Raw genomic sequence first — 19,246 nt, 5'->3', positions numbered from 1 at the left:
CGCCCGGAACTGCATCTGTGTTTCCCACCCGTCCCCGTCTTAACGACCCGACTATCTCAGGCAGCATCATGGCCCGTCGCTTTACGGAAAAAAAACTCGTCATCGCCAGCCATAACAAAGGCAAGATCAAGGAAATCGTCGAATTGCTCGATTCGTTCGGGATCGAAGTGATTTCAGCTGGTGATTTGAACCTTCCCGAACCCGAAGAAACCGAAAACAGCTTTATCGGCAATGCGCAGTTAAAGTCGCTTGCCGCGACCCGGGCTGCGAATTTGCCGGCTTTGTCCGATGATAGCGGCATGGCTGTTTCGGCTCTTGACGGGGCACCGGGGATCTATTCGGCCCGCTGGGCCGGGCCGGACAAGGATTTCGACATGGCGATGGAAAAGGTCCAGAATGGCATTGGCAACCACCCTGATCGACGGGCGGCTTTTATCTGCGCCCTGTCGCTGGCCTGGCCCGATGGCCATGTCGAGAATTTTGAAGGTCGGGTCGAAGGTGAAATTGTCTGGCCGAAACGTGGCGGACATGGTTTTGGCTATGACCCGATTTTCCAGCCGAAGGGTTATGATCAGACCTTTGGCGAAATGGACCCGGCAAAGAAGCATGAAATGAGCCATCGGGCGGACGCGTTCCGCCAGTTGGTCAGGGCTTGCTTCGAGTAAGGATTTGGCGGTTAAGCTGCCTGCATCGAACCTATGCACGCATGGCTGATGTAACCATCGGCGGTGCGTGTTACTTTATCCGTCTTTCCCGCAGTCGAAGATCGAGAACCGCGTGTCCCAAGCAAACGCAGAAGCTGTCCCTTTTGGCATCTATATCCATTGGCCGTTTTGCCTGTCGAAATGTCCCTATTGTGATTTCAACAGTCACGTTGCGGACAAGGTTGATCATGCGCGTTGGCGGGCTGCCCTTCGGGCCGAACTGGCGGCGGGAGCGGCACGTCATCCTGGACGCACTGTTGGGTCGGTGTTCTTTGGTGGTGGTACGCCATCGCTTATGGATCCGGAAACGGCAGGGGCATTGATTGCCGATATCAAAACTTTCTGGCCGGTAACCGATGACATCGAAATTACGCTGGAAGCCAATCCGGGAACAGTTGAAATCAACCGGTTTTCCGCTTTTGCGGCCAATGGCATCAACCGGGTGTCGATTGGTATTCAGGCGCTGAATGACCGCGATCTTAAATTTCTGGGGCGGGTGCACAATTCGGCGGAAGCCATGCGTGCCCTTGATGTTGCGGCCAATGTGTTTGACCGTTTTTCGTTTGATCTGATTTATGCCCGGCCCGAACATGATCGGAAAGCATGGCGTCGGGAACTGCGCGAGGCACTTGATATCGCGCGCGGTCATATCTCGCTTTATCAGCTGACCATCGAACCGGGTACGCAGTTCTATACTCTGCATCAGCGTGGTGATCTTGTGGTACCCGACGAAGATCTTGCGACCGATCTTTATGAAATCACCCAAGAAGAAACCAGCGCCGCCGGTTATGGTTGCTACGAGATTTCCAACCATGCCCGTCCGGGACAGGAAAGCCGCCATAATCTGGTGTATTGGCGTTACGGTGACTATCTTGGTATTGGGCCAGGGGCACATGGTCGCGAAGCGGTTATCCAGCCTGATGGCAGTACTAAACCGATGGCGGTACGCCGTCATCGCGCGCCGGACATCTGGCTGGACCGGGTGGAAAAACAGGGGCATGGCACGCAGGAAGAAATGGCGTTGGCAGCCGATGAACGTTTGATCGAAATGGTGATGATGGGGCTGCGCCTTAATGAAGCCATTCCAACCTTGCGCTTTGAACGGATTATTGGCAAAGGTCCGCGTGAAGCACTGGATTCGGAGAGGCTTGAGACCCTGATCGTTTCTGGCGACCTGGTTTGTGACCTGTCCGGTTTGCGCGCAACCGATCAGGGGCGAAACCGTTTGAACGGGGTTCTTCGATACTTGTTCGACCATTCGGCGTGATGTGTGGGACAGGTGTGAATTTCAGGAATTTTCCTGTGTGTCGTTGCGGTGACCGATTTTAGCGGAATCGTTTCGCAAAACCTTCAAAAAGGTTGTTGACACTGGAATTTGGCAGCGTATATTGCGCCCCGTTCCGGCGGGTTCCGCTGGGCAAACACCACAAGCCCCTATGCCCAGGTGGCGGAATTGGTAGACGCGCTGGCTTCAGGTGCCAGTGGCCGCAAGGTCGTGGAAGTTCGAGTCTTCTCCTGGGCACCATACCCCAGTACACCCGACGGTGTGCTGGGGTATTGTCGTTTCGGGCTTTGGCAAAAGCCTTGCTGCACATGACTTTTGCGTCGCGGCTGGCGGATGGCTGTGTTAAGACGGCTGAACACCCGCATAACAGAGAGTTGAGATGTTTTCTTCTCGCCCTGATGGCATGGCACCTGACGTTAGTTTCATTCTGCCGGTCTATAACAAGGCGACCGCCTTGCCGTATTTTTTCACGAGTCTGCTTGCACAGCAGGGACAGTTTTCGTGTGAGGTAATATTTATTGATGATGCATCAACGGATGCATCCCGCTCAATACTGGACAGCTTTGCGGCAAAGCATGATTTTGTCCGGGTGATTTCCAATGATAACAATGCAGGCCCTGCAATCCGGCTTAATCAGGGAGCGGCACAGGCGCAGGGAAAATACCTTGCACTATTTGATTGTGATGAGTTGCTGGCCCCCGATGCGATTGCGGTGATGCTAGAACTGGCACGCGATCATGACGCCGATATGGTGCATGGCAAGGGACGAAAAACCGACGCATCAATCGAGCAGGCAAAAGCCGGGATGATCGGCAGTGATATTGATGTAAAGACATTTGATGATGCCTTGGACCGCATTTTGGGGCGGGGTATGGTTCGGATGACATGGCTGGTGGAACGAGTGTTGTTCAACCAGGCGGGAGGATGCGATCCCGATGTGTTTATTCAGGATGAATCTCTGCCGTTGCGCTTGTCGTTACATGCACGCCGTGTGATTGATGCCAACATGGTCGTGACCAGCATTCCCGATGCGGGAAGTCATCTTTCGGTGAATAAAATGCAGCAGCATCATGACCGCTTTTTAACCTATGCGAATTTTTTGTGCGAGCATCCAGAGATAGCATCTGACAAGCGTCGCAAAATATTTGGCAAGTGCATCTCGGCGGCACGCAAGGCGAAACGCGATGGCGCTCCCTTCAACACACTTGATCTCGAGCTTCGTTATCTGGCACATAAAATTGGCCTTGGTCGGAATGACCCGGTGGGCTTGAGCCGTTTTGCGTTTGTTTTTCAAAATCTTTCCGGCATCAGGAGGCCGATCAAACCGTGACTTCCGCCCAATTTTCAGATGCATTCGAGTCCCGGATGCATCTTGCTGCGACTTTTTTCCTGTCAACGATTCCAGCCTTCCTTTTATTTGCGCGCGGTGCCGCGGATGGGGCGGTGGTATTGATTACGTTATTGTTCCTCGTCCGCAGTGCTGTTCATCGGGACTGGTCTTGGGTGCGGCAGAGCGATATCGCAATCTTGCTGGTGATCTGGCTGATCATGAATTTGTTGGTATCTCCCTTTGCTGAATTTAGTGGCAAAAGTTTTGGGCGATCCGCAAGCTGGTTACGGTTTGTCGTTTTTTATGCAGCGGTAACGCGCTGGATTCTGGTCGACCAGAAGGCGGTTCGCTGGGTTTTGATCGCTTCTCTGACAACAATTATGGTTGCCGCAGCCGACGCGTTTTATCAGTTCTTTGCCGGTTATTCCCTTTTGGGCGGGCAACCGATGACAGGTCGCCTGACGGGGCCGCTTGATCGACCCAATATCGGCATTTACCTTGCCAAGACAGGCTTTGCGACGTTCACACTGGCTTTGGCCCTATATCTGTCAGACATGATGAAACAGAATGCCTTTCGTATCGGGTTAGTTGTTTCTCCCTTTGCGCTAATGATCGTGTTCCTGAGTGGGGAGCGTACAGCAAGTGTTCTGAGCCTTTTGGCAATTGGTTGCAGTCTGGTTGGGCTGTTTCTTGTGGGGGGCAAAAGTCGCCTCGCTGCTGCGGGTATAGCTGTTTTTGTTTTTGGAGGGATCGGGGCCCTTCTGACGATCAGTGACCGCATTCTTGCACGTGTGATGGCACTTGGGGACGTTGTCAGCGATTATAGTGGTTCGATCTATGGAGAATTGACATCACTTGGTTGGCGGTTGTTCACGGAAAACCCGATTGTTGGAACAGGCATGGGAAATTTTGGCTTGGTTTGCCCTGAATATCAGGCGCGAGGCCTGATCAGCGAATGCCACCCACACCCCCATAACTTTTATGTTGAATGGTTATCCGATACTGGTTTGCTCGGCACGCTCCCCTGGTTGGTTTTTGTGGGTATGATCGTGTGGGCTGGCCTGCGTCATTTCCGTAATGGTCATAGCCAAAGCCTTGTTGCGGGTCTGTATCTGGGCACCATGGTTCTTTCATTGTTTCCACTGGCGGCAACCCAAAGTGCATTTTCAAACTGGCCAGCAATCATGGCATGGAATTCGATTGCTGTTGCTGTTGCTGCTTTGCGGTTGTCGCAGGGAAAAGTCGATAAGTCCGCCGCTTGACCGATATATCCCTGCAACTTGATGTTCAATCATTGGAAGTCGGGGCGGCAGAAAAGCCATTAACGGCGCGTCTTTTGCGTCGCGAGGCTGCAGATGCTGTGTTAAGACAGGGCCAAACCAGCATTCTGGAGAATTTCGATGACCAATTTCCTCTATCACGGAGATTTGCCCGACGGGCTTGATCTTGGCAAAGTCGTTGCCGTTGACAGCGAAACGATGGGCCTTAATCCGCACCGCGATCGTCTGTGCGTTGTTCAGCTTTCGGCTGGTGATGGGGATGCCCATCTGGTGAAGTTTGACGGGGAAAATTATGAGGCACCTAACCTTAAGAAGCTTTTGGCTGATCCGTCGGTTCTGAAGCTGTTTCACTTTGGGCGGTTCGATATCGCCGTGATGGACAAATATCTCGGTGTGCGGTGCGCACCTGTCTATTGCACCAAGATCGCATCGAAACTGGTGCGTACCTATACCGACCGGCATGGCCTGAAGGATCTGGTGCGCGAACTGGTTGACGTTAATCTGGACAAGCAGCAGCAAAGTTCTGACTGGGGATCGGCTGATCTTTCAGACGAACAGATTACCTATGCTGCATCCGATGTGCTGTATCTGCATAAGGCCAAGGAAGAGCTTGATCGTCGTTTGGCCCGGGAAGGTCGCACCGAACTGGCACAGGCCTGCTTTGAGTTCTTGCCGACACGGGCGACGCTGGATCTGTTGGGTTGGGAAGAGACGGATATTTTCGCGCACTAAACCCACCCCTTTTCCAGCCGATTTTGTCCGTCAAATTTTTGCGTTGCAGGCCTGCGGTGTTAATTCTGTGTAAACAGGCTTCGGGTATGGGAATTGACCATGTTGAAGCGCAGGTACATATTGGTTTTCATGGCTTGCCAGCACAGATATTCCCGCCCATCTCTTCCCTGTGAATATTTCTGGAATGCTTTTGCAGGGAAATGAAAAAGAAACCGATGACAGTGACCCCCAAACTGCAAAACACACCCGAACCGGCAACGGAAAAGGATCTTGAAGTCGCCCGCCGGGTTTTGGCGATTGAAGCCGATGCGCTGCGCGATCTCTCGGAATCGCTGAATGGTGATTTCTGCAAGGCAATTGATCTGATTGAAAGTCTTGCAGGACGTCTGGTCGTGACTGGCATGGGAAAAAGCGGTCATATCGCAAAGAAAATTGCTGCGACCTTCGCTTCGACCGGGACGCCATCCTTCTTTGTCCATCCGGCCGAAGCCAGCCATGGCGATCTGGGCATGATCGGCAAGGACGATGCGGTGCTTGCCCTGTCGAATTCAGGTGAAACGCCGGAATTGTCCGACATCATTGCCTATACCAGACGCTTTAACGTTCCGCTGATCGGGATGACCCGTCGCCCGGAAAGTTCGTTGGCAATGCAGTCCGATTATCCACTGATTCTACCCAACAGTCCGGAAGCATGCCCCAACAAACAGGCGCCGACAACATCAACTACAGCGATGCTGGCGTTTGCCGATGCACTTGCCGTTACGCTGATGGAGCGCCGCGGCTTTAGTGCCGATGATTTCCGCACATTCCATCCCGGCGGCAAGCTGGGGCAGCGGTTGCTGCATGTAAGCGACGTCATGCATGGTGTTGCCGATATTCCGTTGATCGGCGAAGACGCCCTGATGTCCGAAGCATTGGTGATCATGACCGGAAAATCGTTTGGCTGTGTCGGTGTGCTTGATGGTGACGGCAAGATGACCGGTATCGTGACCGATGGCGATTTACGCCGGCATATGGCGGACAATCTGGTGGCGATGCGGGTTGCTGACGTTATGACGCGCAACCCCAAAGCAACCAGATCCGATCTTCTGGCGGTCGAGGCGCTTGCCGTTATGAATGATCGCAGCATCACTGCCCTGTTTGTTGTTGACGATATCGGCAAACCGGTAGGGCTTGTTCATATCCATGACCTTCTGCGTCTGGGGGTTGCGTAATCCATGAGCGAGGATCGGAAGGCAGAGGTCGAACGGGCGGCGCGCACGGCGCGCATGAACGATCGCCTGCCGTCCGGTAGGCGCGATGTGCAGATCAATCCGTTCCGCCGAACGATTGTTAATATGCTCAAGCTGGTTCTGCCGCTGATTGCGGCAACGCTTGTCGCCCTTGTCGTGTTGTGGCCTCAGATCGAAAAAGTTCAGGAAAGCGGTTTTCGGCTTGGTTTTTCGACCACGCCCGACGATCTGATGGAAAATGTCACCATGAGCAATCCACGCTTTTTTGGCGTGGACAGCAACCGGCAGCCCTTTACCGTGACGGCTAATGAAGCCGTCGAACAGCCCGAAAACGAAGATCGTCTTGCGCATGTGCGGCTGGATGCACCGCAGGCTGATATCACGCTTGAGGACGGCTCCTGGATTGCACTGACCGCCGATACGGGGTTCTATACCGAAAGCGACGAGCTCCTCGATCTGGTCGGAACCGTGAATATGTATCACGATCAGGGGTTTGAAATTCATACCGAGCAGGCAGAGATTGAATTAGGTAATGGAAGTGCGAAAGGCAATGAACCGGTCGACGGGCAGGGGCCGTTTGGAACGATTAAATCAGACACCGGTTTCGAGCTTGAAGACAAGGGGGCGATAATCCGCTTTTTGGGAAATGCTCGACTGGTGATTTTCGATAGTGCATTGAAAGGGAAGTCATGATCGCAATTGCGCCTTTTGCAATGCGTCGTTTTTTGCTGGCAGCAGTTTTGGGTGGTGCGATGATGGTTCCGTGCGGGGGCGCCTATGCCGATCCGCTTGGTCTTGCTCAAAGCGGCGGTGGCGGGCTTGAGGTCGAGTCCGACAATGGTATTGAGTGGCGTCGCAACGAGCAGGTTTTGATCGCACGTGGCAATGCAGTTGCCAAACGCGGCAATTCGCGTGTTGATGCCGACGAGCTGCGCGCGCTTTATCGTGATCGTGACGGACAAAGCGAGATTTACCGCATTATCGCGACCGGAAACGTCAAACTGTCATCGGAAACCGACGTCGCGACCGGTGATCAGGCAATTTATGATATTGACGATGCGGTCGTCGTGTTGACGGGTGAAGATCTGCAGTACAAAACGCCGACCGAGACGCTGACAGCTGAAGAAAGCCTTGAATATTGGGAAACTGAACGAATGGCAGTCGCCCGTGGCAATGCGGTTGCTGTTGCTGATGACCGCACTCTTCGGGGGGATGTGCTGACAGCACGGTTCGAGATGGGCGAGAACGGCGAAAACGAGCTGAGCCGGATTGATGGCAACGGAAACGTTACCATTCGCACACCAACGGACTTTGTGGTTGGCAATCAAGGCGTTTACGATGCGAAAACGGGTATCGCAACCCTTGTTGGATCGGTTAAGATCACACGCGGCGAGAACCAATTGAACGGTGACCGTGCTGTTGTTGACCTGAATACGGGTGTCAGCCGATTGACCGCCAACGGAAATGGCGATGGCAAAAGTCGCGTTCGCGGCCTGCTTGTGCCGGAAAAAGACGAAGAAAACAGCCCGGGTCAATCCGGGAATGGCAACTGACGAAGGGTCGGGAATTTGTTCTGGTCGCGCAAAAGCGGAAAATCCGACAGCACACATGCAAACAAGGCTGGCAGTGGCAGTAATGCATCTTCCGGCACCGGCCCGCGACTGGTAACAGCCAACAAGGGGCTGGTTGCGCACAATCTTGGTAAAAGTTTCAAGAAGCGCCCGGTGCTGAAAGATGTTTCGATGTCGGTTCAGCGTGGTGAGGCTGTTGGTCTTTTGGGGCCGAATGGAGCAGGCAAGACCACCAGTTTTTACATCATTACCGGCCTGATTTCCCCGGATCGGGGTAATATTTCGCTGGACGGGCGGGATATCACCATGATGCCGATGTATCAGCGTGCCCGCATGGGAATCGGCTATTTGCCCCAGGAAGCATCCATCTTCCGCGGTATGACCGTCGAGCAAAACATCATGGCCGTGCTTGAGGTTGTCGAGGATGACCGGATCAAGCGCGAGCAGAATCTCGAAGATCTTCTGGCCGAATTTGCCATCGAGCATTTGCGCCGGACTCCGGCCCTTGCCCTGTCGGGTGGGGAACGCCGCCGTTGCGAAATCGCACGTGCCCTTGCAGCCCATCCGAATTTCGTTCTGTTGGACGAACCGCTGGCCGGGATTGACCCGATTGCAGTCGGTGATATTCGCGATCTTGTACGTCATCTGAAAGATCGTGGCATTGGGGTCTTGATTACCGACCACAATGTGCGCGAGACTCTGGACATCATTGACCGGGCATATATCTTGCATGACGGTCGGGTTTTGATGGAAGGTGGTCCCGATGAAATCGTCAGGAATGACGATGTCAGAAGGGTTTATCTGGGCGATCGTTTCAGCCTTTGATGAAACACCTGCTTCTTGGGGAGTTCGGATTGACACGGGGTAGTTCATAATGGCCCTGAAGGCGCGGCTTGATCTTCGTCAGTCCCAGTCTCTTGTTATGACGCCTCAATTGCAGCAGGCGATCAAACTGCTGCAATTTAACAATATCGAGCTTTCCAATTTCATCGATAGCGAGTTATTGGAAAACCCGCTTCTGGAACGTGTTGATCCCGGTCAGACTTTTGCCGAAGAAGGCGATGGCGCGGTTGGCAACGGCGATCAGGGCATCGATTCCCGTACAAACGATGATTTTTCGGATCGCGAGGACCGTTTCGGTACCGACCGGCTGACATCCAGTGAAACCATGAGTGACGGCGATTCCGGTCCGCTCGATTGTGCCCCGGACGCCCTTTATAATGGCGAAGGTGATATCAGCTCTGATGGTTCCCCTGTTGCCGGAAATCGTGATTATTCGGCACCTTACAGCGGTGGAACAGGTGGCGGCAGTAGCGAAGATTTACCAGGGCTTGAACAGACTCTGGCCGATCAGGCGACCCTGAGACAGTTGCTTGATGATCAGCTCAACATTGCCTTTGCCGATCCCGTATCACGCATGATCGGCAGTTATCTGATCGATATGCTTGATGAAAGCGGTTATGTGGCAGGGCCACTGGAAGAAGTTGCCGAGTCCCTTGAATGCGATATGAAGGATGTGTTGCGTGTGCTCGCAGCCATGCAGGGATTCGAGCCGGTCGGCATATTTGCCCGTAACCTTTCAGAATGCCTTGAGTTGCAACTCCGTGAACGTAACCGGTTCGATCCGGCAATGTCGGCTTTGCTTGCTAATCTGGATCTGCTGGCCCGGCGTGAATTTGATCGTCTGCGCCGGATTTGCGGGGTCGATGCTGACGATCTTGCGGATATGATTGCCGAAATCCGGACACTTGACCCGCGTCCGGGGCGAACAGCTGATGGGGAACCGGCAACGCCGGTAATCCCGGATGTTTTGATGCGTGCGGCCGGAAATGGCGACTGGCATCTGGAACTAAACAGCGAGGCATTGCCGCGTGTTCTGGTGAATGAGGATTACGCCGTACAGATTGGGCAGGGGGTGCGGAACCGAGAGGAACGCAGCTTCCTGAGCGAGAAGCTCCAGAATGCGAACTGGCTGGTAAAGGCCCTGCATCAACGTGCAACTACGATCATGAAGGTCGCAAGTGAGATCGTGCGCCAGCAGGACGGATTCTTCAATCACGGCGTATCGCATCTGCGTCCGCTGATCCTGCGCGACATCGCCGAAGCAATCGGGATGCACGAAAGCACGGTATCACGGGTGACCAACGGCAAGTTTATGGCGACCCCGCGTGGCGTTTATGAATTGAAATATTTTTTCACCACTGCAATTTCGTCTGCGGACGGGGGGGATGCGCATTCTTCTGAATCTGTTCGACATCGCATCAAGTCATTGATAGATGGGGAAGATCCGAAAAAGATTTTGTCCGATGACAAACTTGTCGAGCTGCTTCAAAAGGAAGGGATCGACATCGCCCGCCGAACAGTGGCAAAATACCGCGAAGCGATGAGAATTCCCTCGTCGGTCCAGCGACGGCGCGAAAAAAAGTCGCGGGTTTCCTAGCCGGTCAAACACTGCAAAATATACCCTAAGGTATTGTATATTAACCAATAATACCCAAATGTTGACTTGGCATTAACGAGGGAATATGGTGCGGCCTCCTGATTGAGGGGCACTGAAGGTCCATATGTACTGGGAAGTCACTCAACTGGGGATAGGCGATCCATGCAAATTACGGTTATTGGTAAACAACTCGACGTTGGTAACGCACTCCGTCAACACGTCGTCGAGACGTTGGACCCTGCGGTAGAGAAATATTTCGATCACGCGATCGAAGCCACGGTGACCATCACCAAACAGGCTCATCTCTATATTGCGCAGATATCGGTCCATGTCGGCAAAGGCATGTTGGTTCAGGCGAAGGCATCGGCGAATGAGGTGTATCCTGCTTTCGATTCTGCCTGTGATCGCGTCGCCAAACAGTTGCGACGTTACAAGCGGCGATTGCGTGATCACCACAATGCCAACCGTGATCAGTATGAGCAGGCAAGAATTGATGCGACACATTATGTGATCGCACAGGAAGATGAAGACCATTCAGAGGACGAACATCTCAACGGCTTTGAGCCGGTGATCGTCGCTGAAACACCGGATCGCATTGACACGCTCTCTGTCGGAGAAGCTGTTATGCGGCTCGACTTGGGGGACATTCCGGCGCTTATGTTCCGGAATGGCAAACATGGCGGATTGAATGTTGTATATCGTCGTGCTGACGGCAATATCGGGTGGCTTGACCCATCCGATAAGGAGGCTGGTGCAGCGTGACGGATACAGATTCTTCCGAGCCAAACAACGCAACGCGAAAAATGGACATATCATCGATACTTTCCCCTTCGGGGGTGATACCGGCCTTGCGGTCCGGCGCGAAAAAAGCTGTCCTTGAGGAACTTGCCGAAAAGGCAGCGGAAGTTACCGGGCGTGAAGCAGGCGAAATTTTTTCCGTTCTGCTTGATCGCGAGAAACTTGGCAGCACCGGCGTAGGTGGCGGCGTCGCGATTCCGCATGGCAAGCTGGCTGATCTCGACCGATTACACATGATCTTTGCGCGTGCGCAAAACCCGATCGAGTTCGATGCCGTTGACGAACATCCTGTCGATTTGTTCTGCATGTTGATAGCACCGGAAGAAGCCGGTGCCGACCATCTGAAGGCACTGGCGCGGATTTCCCGTCTGCTGCGTAATCAGGGTATGTGCGACAAGTTGCGCGGCGCTGGTTCAGCCGATGCGATCTATGCACTGCTGACCCAGGATGAGGCCGAACAGGCCGCTTGAACGCGCAATTGACCGGGTGCAAGTTCGGCAAATAGCAAGATATCAAAAGCCGGGCACCGTCTTAACGGTGCCCGGCTTTACTTTTTCTGAACAAAGGGGCGTACGGCACCTGTGGTCTATTTTGGCTTTGGTTCGGGTTTTTCCGCTGCATTGAGCGCAGTCATGCGACTGGCCAGAACCACCAGATACAGCACAGGAACGCCAATCAAGGCTGTGCCTACAAAGAACCAGCTATAACCGACTGCATCGACCACAGTGCCGGAGAATCCGGCAAGGATCTTGGGAAAGAGCGTCATGATCGAGCTGAAGATCGCATATTGCATGGCGGTAAAGGAAATATTGGTCAGGCCAGAGAGGTAGGCTATGAAGGCTGCAGTTGCCAGACCACCTGACAGGTTGTCTGCCATGATTACACCGGCAAACATGACGGTGTTAGGACCCAGATGCGCCATAACGGCGAACAGGATGTTGGTTATGGCTGACAGAAGTGCACCAAGGAACAGGATACGCACGACCCCGTAGCGAACCGAAAGTAGGCCGCCAAGGAAGCTGCCGGCAATCGTCATGAACAGGCCAAATGTTTTGGAAACAGCCGCGATTTCTTCCTTGGAAAACCCCAGATCGGTATAGAAAACATTGGCCATGACCCCCATAACGATATCGGCAATCCGATAGAGGCCAATAAGGGCCAGAACAACTATCGCGGCTTTGCCATAGCGGTCGATAAAATCCTTGACCGGCGCGATATAGGTTTCCTGAACCATACCGGTTGGGGTTAAGCCGATACTGGTGGTAAGCCATGCGACAAGGATCGCGGCAGCGACCGAGATAGCAAGTTTGAGAAATCCTGCGATGAAACTAGCCAGCTCGTCGATCATTCCGTTTTCAACCAAAGCTGTTTTCAACGGATCGGTCAGATCGCTGGCATAGATGTTGGCGATGATGAAGGCGATCACGGTCAGCACAAACATCAAAAGGAAACGGCCGTAATCGGATGTTCTATGAAAATACTTGCTGTCAGTGCGATTTACGGCGGGTTCGCGAATGAGCAAGGTGGTGATCACGCCGATCCCCATCGCGAGTGCCATGCAGCCATAGGCAATTGTCCAGGCCAACGGTTCATAACTGCCTTCGGCCTCGAATAACCCGGCAATGGTCAATGCGCCGGCACCGGCAACAATCATCCCAATACGGTAGCCACCGATATAGGCAGAACTCATCATGGCTTGCAGGTCAGTGTCTGCGGCCTCGATACGATAAGCGTCAATTACGATATCCTGTGTTGCAGATGCAAAGCCAAGCGCAACGGCAGCAAAGGCCATGATGGTCAGGTTTTGGGCCGGATCGGTAAAGCCCATCCAAAGGATGGCACTTATGATGGCGCATTGGGCAGCAATCAGCCAGCTTCGCCGGCGGCCCAGAACTCCGTACAAAATAGGGAATGGTAGCCGGTCAATTAGCGGCGCCCAGACAAATTTGAAGGAATAGCCAAGGGCCGCCCAACTGAAATAAGTGACGGTTGAACGTTCTACCCCGGCTTCTCGCAACCAGATCGACAGGGTGGAAAATATCAGCAGGATTGGAATCCCGGCTGACAAGCCCATGAACAGCATGGTGATGACGCGCGGATGGATAAAGGCGCGAAATGAATCACCCCAACTGCGCAAAGCGGTGTTGTGCATGGATTTCCCCAGTCTAAGTGCCACCTTGTCTGAAGGTAGGGAAAACAGGTTAAGGAATGCCGAAACGCTTGGCGCCAAATATATGAGGAAAAACAAAAAAGCCGACCCAAGCGGGTCGGCTTTTTCAATCTGGATACAAACCGGATTAGACGGTTTCGGATTCCGATTTGCGGCTTTCGCGTTTGCGCACGTTCGGATCAAGGTGCAGCTTGCGAATACGGATGCTTTGCGGGGTAACTTCGACCAGTTCGTCGTTCTGGATATAAGCCAGCGCTTCTTCAAGCGACATACGACGTGGCGGGGTCAGGGTGATGGCATCATCCTTGCCCGATGCGCGGACGTTGGTCAGTTTTTTGCCCTTGAGAATGTTGACTTCAAGGTCGTTGTTACGGTTGTGTTCGCCAATGATCATGCCTTCATAGACACGTTCGCCCGGATTGATGAACATCGAACCACGATCTTCCAGACCCCAAAGAGCATAGGCAACCGCATCGCCCTGATCGTTCGAGATCAGAACGCCATTACGACGACCAGCGATCGAGCCTTTGACCGGTCCGTAGGAATGGAACACACGGTTCATCACGCCGGTACCGCGGGTATCGGTCAGAAATTCACCATGATAACCGATCAGGCCACGCGACGGGGCGAGGAACATGATACGGGTCTTGCCGCCACCGCTTGAGCGCATGTCGGTCATTTCGGCTTTGCGCAGGCTCATCTTTTCAACGACGGCACCGGCAAATTCTTCGTCAACATCGACCTGGACTTCTTCGAACGGCTCGGACAGGACGCCGTCGATCTCCTTGATCAGAACGCGCGGACGTGAGATCGACAGTTCATAGCCTTCGCGACGCATGGTTTCGATCAGAACGCCAAGCTGAAGTTCACCACGACCGGCAACCTCAAAGGCATCCTTGTCGGCGGTTTCGGAAAGCTGAATGGCGATGTTGCCTTCGACTTCACGTTCCAGACGCGCACGGATCATACGCGAGGTAACCTTGTCACCTTCCTGACCGGCAAGCGGCGAGTTGTTGACCGAGAAGGTCATCGCAAGGGTCGGCGGATCAATCGGCTGGCTTGCGATCGGGTTTGTGACTTCTGGCGAGCAGATGGTGTCGGCAACGGTGGCATCCGTCAGGCCGGCAATCGCGATGATGTCGCCGGCAACAGCTTCTTCCTGCGGCACACGATCAAGGCCACGGAAGCCCATCAGTTTCGAAAGACGACCGGTTTCGACTGTGCCATCACCACGCAGAACCTTGACCGGCATGTTCAGTTTTGCACGACCCTGCGCGACACGACCAGTCAGGATACGGCCAAGGAAGTTGTCAGCATGCAGCATGGTTGCAATCATTGCGAACGGTGCGTCAACTTCCGCCTTCGGCGCCGGAACATAGTTCAGAACCAGGTTCATCAGCGGCGTCAGGTTCTCTTTCGGGCCTTCCGGTGCTTCTGCAGCCCAGCCATCACGACCGGATGCGTACAGAACCGGGAAGTCGAGCTGTTCGTCGTTGGCTTCAAGCGAAACGAACAGATCGAAAATCTCGTCGAGAACTTCTTCGGCGCGCTGGTCCGGACGGTCGATCTTGTTGATAATCACGATTGGCTTCAGACCGAGTTTGAGGGCCTTGCCAAGAACGAATTTGGTCTGCGGCATCGGACCTTCAGCCGAGTCAACCAACAGAACAACACCGTCAACCATCGACAGGATACGTTCGACTTCACCACCGAAATCGGCGTGGCCCGGAGTATCGACGATATTGATACGCGTATCGCCCCACTGAATTGCGGTAGGCTTTGCCATGATGGTAATGCCGCGTTCGCGTTCCAGATCGTTACTGTCCATCGCACGTTCATCAACGCGCTGGTTGTCGCGATAAACACCGGACTGACGGAACATCGCGTCGACGAGGGTGGTTTTGCCATGGTCGACGTGTGCGATAATGGCGATATTGCGCAAGTTCATTGGCGCGGACTCCAGAATAAAAATGCCGCGCGCCGGGATACGTCCCTTGCGCATCGGTCAGTAAAAGTTTCAAGGCCAGTAGATATTCAGCCGCCTAAGACCGATGTCGTTCGGTCGGCAAGGTCAAACCCGCGCAATTTGCGTCGTGCAGAACATGCTGAATGTTTACTGGCCCAAAAGACAAATTGCAGCCTGGCTCGAAAGCCGCCCTGTCATAGCCAATGTCGAGGCGAAAGACCAGCCTCGTGCATGACATGCGGGGTTGATTTTTATGCAATGCCGGGTTCTTGCGCCATTAACTGGAGAAAGTCAATCTTTGTGTGCATTGCAAAACCGCAGAATACCGGCAATTGATGCAGAAAAAACGGGACAGCAATCAAATGTTGCCGTCCCGTGAATTTTATCGTGCCCGACTGATCAATGATCAAAGAGTCTTTGCGACCAGTTCCTTGAGGTCCGCATCCGGGCGTGCGCCCATGTGTGAAATTACCTCGGCTGCGGAGATCGAACCGAGGCGACCACAGGTCGCGAGATCATCACCGCGGGTGTAGCCATAGAGGAAACCCGATGCAAAAAGGTCACCTGCGCCAGTGGTATCGACGACATGGGCAACCGGTTCGGCATGGACTTCGATGACTTCGTCACCCGAGACGATGACGGAACCCTTTTCGCTGCGGGTCAGGGCTGCGACCTTGCAATGGACGCGAACTTCGGCGAGAGCCTCTTCAAAGGTATCGACTTCATAAAGCGATTTGATCTCGTCTTCGTTGGCAAACAGCACGTCGATATGATTGTGAACTAGGTCGCGGAATGAATTGCGATGGCGATCAACGCAGAAGGAATCAGACAGGCTGATTGAAACCTGACGGCCAGCTTCATGGGCAATCTTGGCTGCCTTGATAAAGGCTTCCTTGGCTTCCGGACGATCCCAAAGATAACCTTCCATATAGGTAATCTTGGCCGATGCGATCAGTTCGGCATCGATATCATCCGGACCAAGTTCCGTGCATGCGCCGAGGAAGGTGTTCATGGTGCGGTGCCCGTCCGGCGTAACGAAGATCAGGCAGCGTGCCGTCGGTGAGCCGGATGTGGCCGGGGTCGAGTTGAAGGAAACCCCCATGGCGCGGATATCGTGGCTGAAAACTTCGCCAAGCTGATCGTTACGTACTTTACCAATATAGGCACCTTTGCCACCAAGAGCAGCAATGCCTGCCATGGTATTGCCCGCAGATCCACCTGACATTTCAAGGCCCGGGCCCATCTGGGCGTAAAGGCTGTCGGCAGTTTCGGCATCGATCAGGGTCATGGCGTTCTTTACGAGGTTCAAACGGCCAAGGTCTTCTTCCTTGCAATGGGCAAGGACGTCGACAATGGCATTGCCGATCCCGACGACGTCGAATTTGGTGTCACTCATGAACTTGAATTTCCTGCGCTTTTTCGAATAGAGGGCAGTCCGGTACAGTGCAGGCCCATCAAAGTGCCATGCGATCAATACCATATCCGGCCAAATGGTTTGGCCGGAGTATAGAGAATGAAAATTCCGGTGCAAGCATCGCGACCGTTTCGTGTCCGGTCTTTTAACCCTGCGTTAAGAACGAGAAAAACTGCGTTCGTAGTTTTTCTCGTTGTCATGGGACAGAATTTTGATCTTTGCCAATCGGAATTGTTTCGAGTTTTGAAAAATCAATTGGCCCGAATTGGGAGTGTGATTCTGTAACGCGCAGAAAAGCGGGCTTTTGGGCTGTCCGGACACGCGATGGCTTCGCTTAGATGAATGACACAGGCGAGAAGGTCTATAGCTGCAAAATTAGGGTGAAAATCTACATTCAGGATTGTTTGAATGGGCTTAATTTCACGATTTCTGCAGTCCCAAATTCGTCAGAACTTCAAACAGACTATTATGTATTCATATAGGAGTTTCTAAATATATCTATTATCCACAATATAAGATTTTATGACTAATCGTATATTGAGGTTTTACATGTTTGAAACGCTGTAAGCCTCAGGTGATCTCAGAGGTGAAATCGGGCCTTATGGCTGGCTGGGGTCGGGGGTGTCTGACGGATATTTGTGGTCCGCATTTTGCGGGCGAACCGGATACAGTTGCACCAGTGCATCCGAATTCGTCGTGTTCCTGCTATCGTTTTTTTGGTTTGAAGTTCCATGACCGAGACGATCACGCAATTCTTCGATAACGGCACTGATCCGCGCCCGATGCATCGGGTCCTTGCACAGCCCAACGAACTGTGTGAAGGCATGGAGTGCTTTTTCATCTTCATGCAACCGGGCATAAAGCGCACCGAGCTGATGCCAAAGCCCGTCATGGTCGGGTGCGATCAGTAGGCTGCTGTCGATAACACGTGCTGCCAAGGCCAATTCGCCCTGCCGAAGCGCCCGAACCTTTATGTTGTTTTGAAGTCGTAACAATATTGCGATGTCGGATGCTTCGCGGTAATGGCCGGGTTGCAATTCCGCGTCCAGCCCCTGAAATGCTTTGAGCAATTCGCGCAGTTCAGCCGATCCCAGCGTAATGCCCCCGTGGAACGGATCGATCATTTTTCGGGCACCACCAGATTGCAGGCGAAGAAGAAAATGACCGGGAAAATCAATACCGGTAATCTCGATCTGGCAGCGCTTTACCGCATGTATGTAAAGCAGGGCGAGTGCAACCGGCAAACCACGTTTGCGATCAATGACCGCCATCAGATCGGCATTGGCGATATCGTCATAATTTTCCGCGTCGCCTTGAAACTGATAAGTGCCGGGAATAATGTCCTGCAATGCCTGCACGATAATATCGACTGATGGATGGCTTTGATCATCCGCACCGGCTTTTTCACATAGGGCGGCGATTCGGTCATGGACATCGTCAGAAATCCTATCAAGCAAATCAAGATAGGCCGAAATGTTGCGATCGGGATCATTTAGCCGGGCAAAGCGCAGGGCAGCTTCGGCTGCGGTTGCATCGGGGTACTGGCCGTTACCGTAATCGGTAAGCCATTGGCGATCATTCGCAGTAATGTCCTTTTCCCGATCGATAATAATGCTCAGGTCCTCTGGCGTTGCGGGTCGTCTTTCAGCCGCACATGACTGACGACGCGCCTGACATAACTGGTACCGCGAGCATGGGCGATAACAAGATTCCGTTCATGTTCGCTTTGCGCAATGCCCATAATGTGGACAGTACCATTGATGGTTTCGATACTGTAGTTAATCGCATAGACGTCTGTGTCAAACATCAGGGCGGTTTTAATGCGGGTCGTGATCAGAAGATCGCTGGCATTGTCCATCAGACTGCTGCCTTGCCCAACAGTGATCTCATTGATGACCCGGTTTACTCCGTTGGCTTGCCAAGCCAGTTCGACGGCTTTCAATTCGCTCTCGGTGTTGTCAACTGTACCTGCCAGCAACACCTCACCTTCGACCACTTCGATTTCGATCCGGCGAAACAGGTTTTCATCTTCTGCGAGAAACTTTTGCCAGATTTCGGCAGTGATGGCGGTATCACTGACTGCCCCGCCAAACCCCCGTTCCTGCATGGCCGCCACACCGGCGGTTGCGCCAGCACCAATCGCAAGTGATGTGCATCCGGCAAGCGGCAAAATGGCAACGATTACCAGAGCCGGTCCGGCTTGCGCGATATAATGTCTGACTTTAACAACACGGTCTTTTGACCGTCGCAATATGCGTGACAGTGATGTCATTAATCGGTTTCTCGCCCCGCTTCCCCCGTCGTCTCAACTGCCAATATGAGGG

The 19,246-nt window shown here is 53.3% G+C and carries 17 protein-coding genes and 1 tRNA gene; 13 read left to right on the top strand and 5 right to left on the bottom strand.

Going from position 1 to position 19,246, the window contains the following annotated elements; translation table 11 throughout:
- Nucleotides 1–68: 68 nt before the first annotated feature.
- From rdgB to ptsN, 13 genes are all read left to right on the top strand, one after another.
- Nucleotides 69–665: an RdgB/HAM1 family non-canonical purine NTP pyrophosphatase gene (gene rdgB / locus R1T41_RS07350; protein WP_317340940.1), complete on the top strand. Its 597-nt coding sequence runs from the start codon at nucleotides 69–71 to the stop codon at nucleotides 663–665.
- 112 nt (nucleotides 666–777) lie between these two features.
- Nucleotides 778–1,971 (top strand): radical SAM family heme chaperone HemW, encoded by a 1,194-nt coding sequence (gene hemW, locus R1T41_RS07345; protein WP_317340938.1) that lies wholly within the window; start codon nucleotides 778–780, stop codon nucleotides 1,969–1,971.
- A gap of 171 nt (nucleotides 1,972–2,142) precedes the next feature.
- Nucleotides 2,143–2,229, top strand: a tRNA-Leu gene (locus R1T41_RS07340).
- Nucleotides 2,230–2,368: 139 nt separating this feature from the next.
- Nucleotides 2,369–3,319: a glycosyltransferase family 2 protein gene (locus R1T41_RS07335; RefSeq protein ID WP_317340936.1), complete on the top strand. Its 951-nt coding sequence runs from the start codon at nucleotides 2,369–2,371 to the stop codon at nucleotides 3,317–3,319.
- 35 nt (nucleotides 3,320–3,354) lie between these two features.
- Nucleotides 3,355–4,581 carry an O-antigen ligase family protein gene (locus tag R1T41_RS07330; protein ID WP_317340934.1) on the top strand — a complete coding sequence of 409 codons (1,227 nt, stop codon included), beginning with the start codon at nucleotides 3,355–3,357 and terminating at the stop codon, nucleotides 4,579–4,581.
- Nucleotides 4,582–4,719: 138 nt separating this feature from the next.
- Nucleotides 4,720–5,331 (top strand): ribonuclease D, encoded by a 612-nt coding sequence (locus R1T41_RS07325; protein ID WP_317340933.1) that lies wholly within the window; start codon nucleotides 4,720–4,722, stop codon nucleotides 5,329–5,331.
- A gap of 215 nt (nucleotides 5,332–5,546) precedes the next feature.
- Nucleotides 5,547–6,545 (top strand): SIS domain-containing protein, encoded by a 999-nt coding sequence (locus R1T41_RS07320; RefSeq protein ID WP_062950553.1) that lies wholly within the window; start codon nucleotides 5,547–5,549, stop codon nucleotides 6,543–6,545.
- Between the two features lie 3 nt (nucleotides 6,546–6,548).
- A complete protein-coding gene (gene lptC / locus R1T41_RS07315) occupies nucleotides 6,549–7,256 on the top strand; it encodes an LPS export ABC transporter periplasmic protein LptC (protein ID WP_114109286.1) in 708 nt (235 codons plus the stop codon).
- Nucleotides 7,253–8,116 (top strand): LptA/OstA family protein, encoded by an 864-nt coding sequence (locus R1T41_RS07310; protein WP_317340930.1) that lies wholly within the window; start codon nucleotides 7,253–7,255, stop codon nucleotides 8,114–8,116. The genes lptC and R1T41_RS07310 overlap by 4 nt, the downstream gene beginning before the upstream one ends.
- A gap of 15 nt (nucleotides 8,117–8,131) precedes the next feature.
- Nucleotides 8,132–8,959, top strand: a complete 828-nt coding sequence (gene lptB / locus R1T41_RS07305; RefSeq protein WP_097051825.1) for an LPS export ABC transporter ATP-binding protein — start codon at nucleotides 8,132–8,134, stop codon at nucleotides 8,957–8,959.
- A 49-nt stretch (nucleotides 8,960–9,008) separates the two neighbouring features.
- Nucleotides 9,009–10,574: an RNA polymerase factor sigma-54 gene (rpoN, locus tag R1T41_RS07300; RefSeq protein WP_317340929.1), complete on the top strand. Its 1,566-nt coding sequence runs from the start codon at nucleotides 9,009–9,011 to the stop codon at nucleotides 10,572–10,574.
- Nucleotides 10,575–10,736: 162 nt separating this feature from the next.
- On the top strand, nucleotides 10,737–11,336 hold the full coding sequence (gene hpf, locus R1T41_RS07295) for a ribosome hibernation-promoting factor, HPF/YfiA family (protein WP_062950150.1): 600 nt from the start codon (nucleotides 10,737–10,739) through the stop codon (nucleotides 11,334–11,336).
- Between the two features lie 41 nt (nucleotides 11,337–11,377).
- Nucleotides 11,378–11,842 carry a PTS IIA-like nitrogen regulatory protein PtsN gene (ptsN, locus tag R1T41_RS07290; RefSeq protein WP_062950151.1) on the top strand — a complete coding sequence of 155 codons (465 nt, stop codon included), beginning with the start codon at nucleotides 11,378–11,380 and terminating at the stop codon, nucleotides 11,840–11,842.
- A gap of 116 nt (nucleotides 11,843–11,958) precedes the next feature.
- Here ptsN and R1T41_RS07285 read toward each other — a convergent pair whose 3' ends face one another.
- The 5 genes from R1T41_RS07285 to R1T41_RS07265 form a co-directional block, all read right to left on the bottom strand.
- Nucleotides 11,959–13,524 (bottom strand): AmpG family muropeptide MFS transporter, encoded by a 1,566-nt coding sequence (locus R1T41_RS07285; RefSeq protein ID WP_317340927.1) that lies wholly within the window; start codon nucleotides 13,522–13,524, stop codon nucleotides 11,959–11,961.
- Nucleotides 13,525–13,669: 145 nt separating this feature from the next.
- Nucleotides 13,670–15,490, bottom strand: coding sequence for a translational GTPase TypA (typA, locus tag R1T41_RS07280; RefSeq protein WP_317340925.1), 1,821 nt, complete (start codon nucleotides 15,488–15,490; stop codon nucleotides 13,670–13,672).
- Between the two features lie 424 nt (nucleotides 15,491–15,914).
- Nucleotides 15,915–16,904, bottom strand: a complete 990-nt coding sequence (locus R1T41_RS07275; protein WP_317340923.1) for an adenosine kinase — start codon at nucleotides 16,902–16,904, stop codon at nucleotides 15,915–15,917.
- Between the two features lie 617 nt (nucleotides 16,905–17,521).
- Complete coding sequence (locus R1T41_RS07270) at nucleotides 17,522–18,379, bottom strand: transglutaminase-like domain-containing protein (protein ID WP_317340922.1); 858 nt, start codon at nucleotides 18,377–18,379, stop codon at nucleotides 17,522–17,524.
- Between the two features lie 158 nt (nucleotides 18,380–18,537).
- The gene (locus R1T41_RS07265; RefSeq protein WP_114109292.1) at nucleotides 18,538–19,194 is read right to left on the bottom strand and encodes a BON domain-containing protein; all 657 of its coding nucleotides are present in this window, start codon (nucleotides 19,192–19,194) and stop codon (nucleotides 18,538–18,540) included.
- Nucleotides 19,195–19,246: the final 52 nt, after the last annotated feature.

This window comes from Thalassospira lucentensis (genome assembly GCF_032921865.1).
Taxonomy (GTDB): domain Bacteria; phylum Pseudomonadota; class Alphaproteobacteria; order Rhodospirillales; family Thalassospiraceae; genus Thalassospira; species Thalassospira lucentensis_A.
This window is presented reverse-complemented; position numbering and strand designations above follow the sequence as displayed.

What these genes read in the sequence shown, in the direction of transcription:
- R1T41_RS07265 (WP_114109292.1), bottom strand. Translation starts at nt 19,194, where the DNA reads ATGACATCACTGTCACGCATATTGCGACGGTCAAAAGACCGTGTTGTT.
- rdgB (WP_317340940.1), top strand. Translation starts at nt 69, where the DNA reads ATGGCCCGTCGCTTTACGGAAAAAAAACTCGTCATCGCCAGCCATAAC.
- R1T41_RS07320 (WP_062950553.1), top strand. Translation starts at nt 5,547, where the DNA reads ATGACAGTGACCCCCAAACTGCAAAACACACCCGAACCGGCAACGGAA.
- R1T41_RS07325 (WP_317340933.1), top strand. Translation starts at nt 4,720, where the DNA reads ATGACCAATTTCCTCTATCACGGAGATTTGCCCGACGGGCTTGATCTT.
- R1T41_RS07275 (WP_317340923.1), bottom strand. Translation starts at nt 16,904, where the DNA reads ATGAGTGACACCAAATTCGACGTCGTCGGGATCGGCAATGCCATTGTC.
- R1T41_RS07310 (WP_317340930.1), top strand. Translation starts at nt 7,253, where the DNA reads ATGATCGCAATTGCGCCTTTTGCAATGCGTCGTTTTTTGCTGGCAGCA.
- ptsN (WP_062950151.1), top strand. Translation starts at nt 11,378, where the DNA reads ATGGACATATCATCGATACTTTCCCCTTCGGGGGTGATACCGGCCTTG.
- R1T41_RS07335 (WP_317340936.1), top strand. Translation starts at nt 2,369, where the DNA reads ATGTTTTCTTCTCGCCCTGATGGCATGGCACCTGACGTTAGTTTCATT.
- R1T41_RS07330 (WP_317340934.1), top strand. Translation starts at nt 3,355, where the DNA reads ATGCATCTTGCTGCGACTTTTTTCCTGTCAACGATTCCAGCCTTCCTT.
- lptC (WP_114109286.1), top strand. Translation starts at nt 6,549, where the DNA reads ATGAGCGAGGATCGGAAGGCAGAGGTCGAACGGGCGGCGCGCACGGCG.
- hpf (WP_062950150.1), top strand. Translation starts at nt 10,737, where the DNA reads ATGCAAATTACGGTTATTGGTAAACAACTCGACGTTGGTAACGCACTC.
- typA (WP_317340925.1), bottom strand. Translation starts at nt 15,490, where the DNA reads ATGAACTTGCGCAATATCGCCATTATCGCACACGTCGACCATGGCAAA.
- rpoN (WP_317340929.1), top strand. Translation starts at nt 9,009, where the DNA reads ATGGCCCTGAAGGCGCGGCTTGATCTTCGTCAGTCCCAGTCTCTTGTT.
- R1T41_RS07285 (WP_317340927.1), bottom strand. Translation starts at nt 13,524, where the DNA reads ATGCACAACACCGCTTTGCGCAGTTGGGGTGATTCATTTCGCGCCTTT.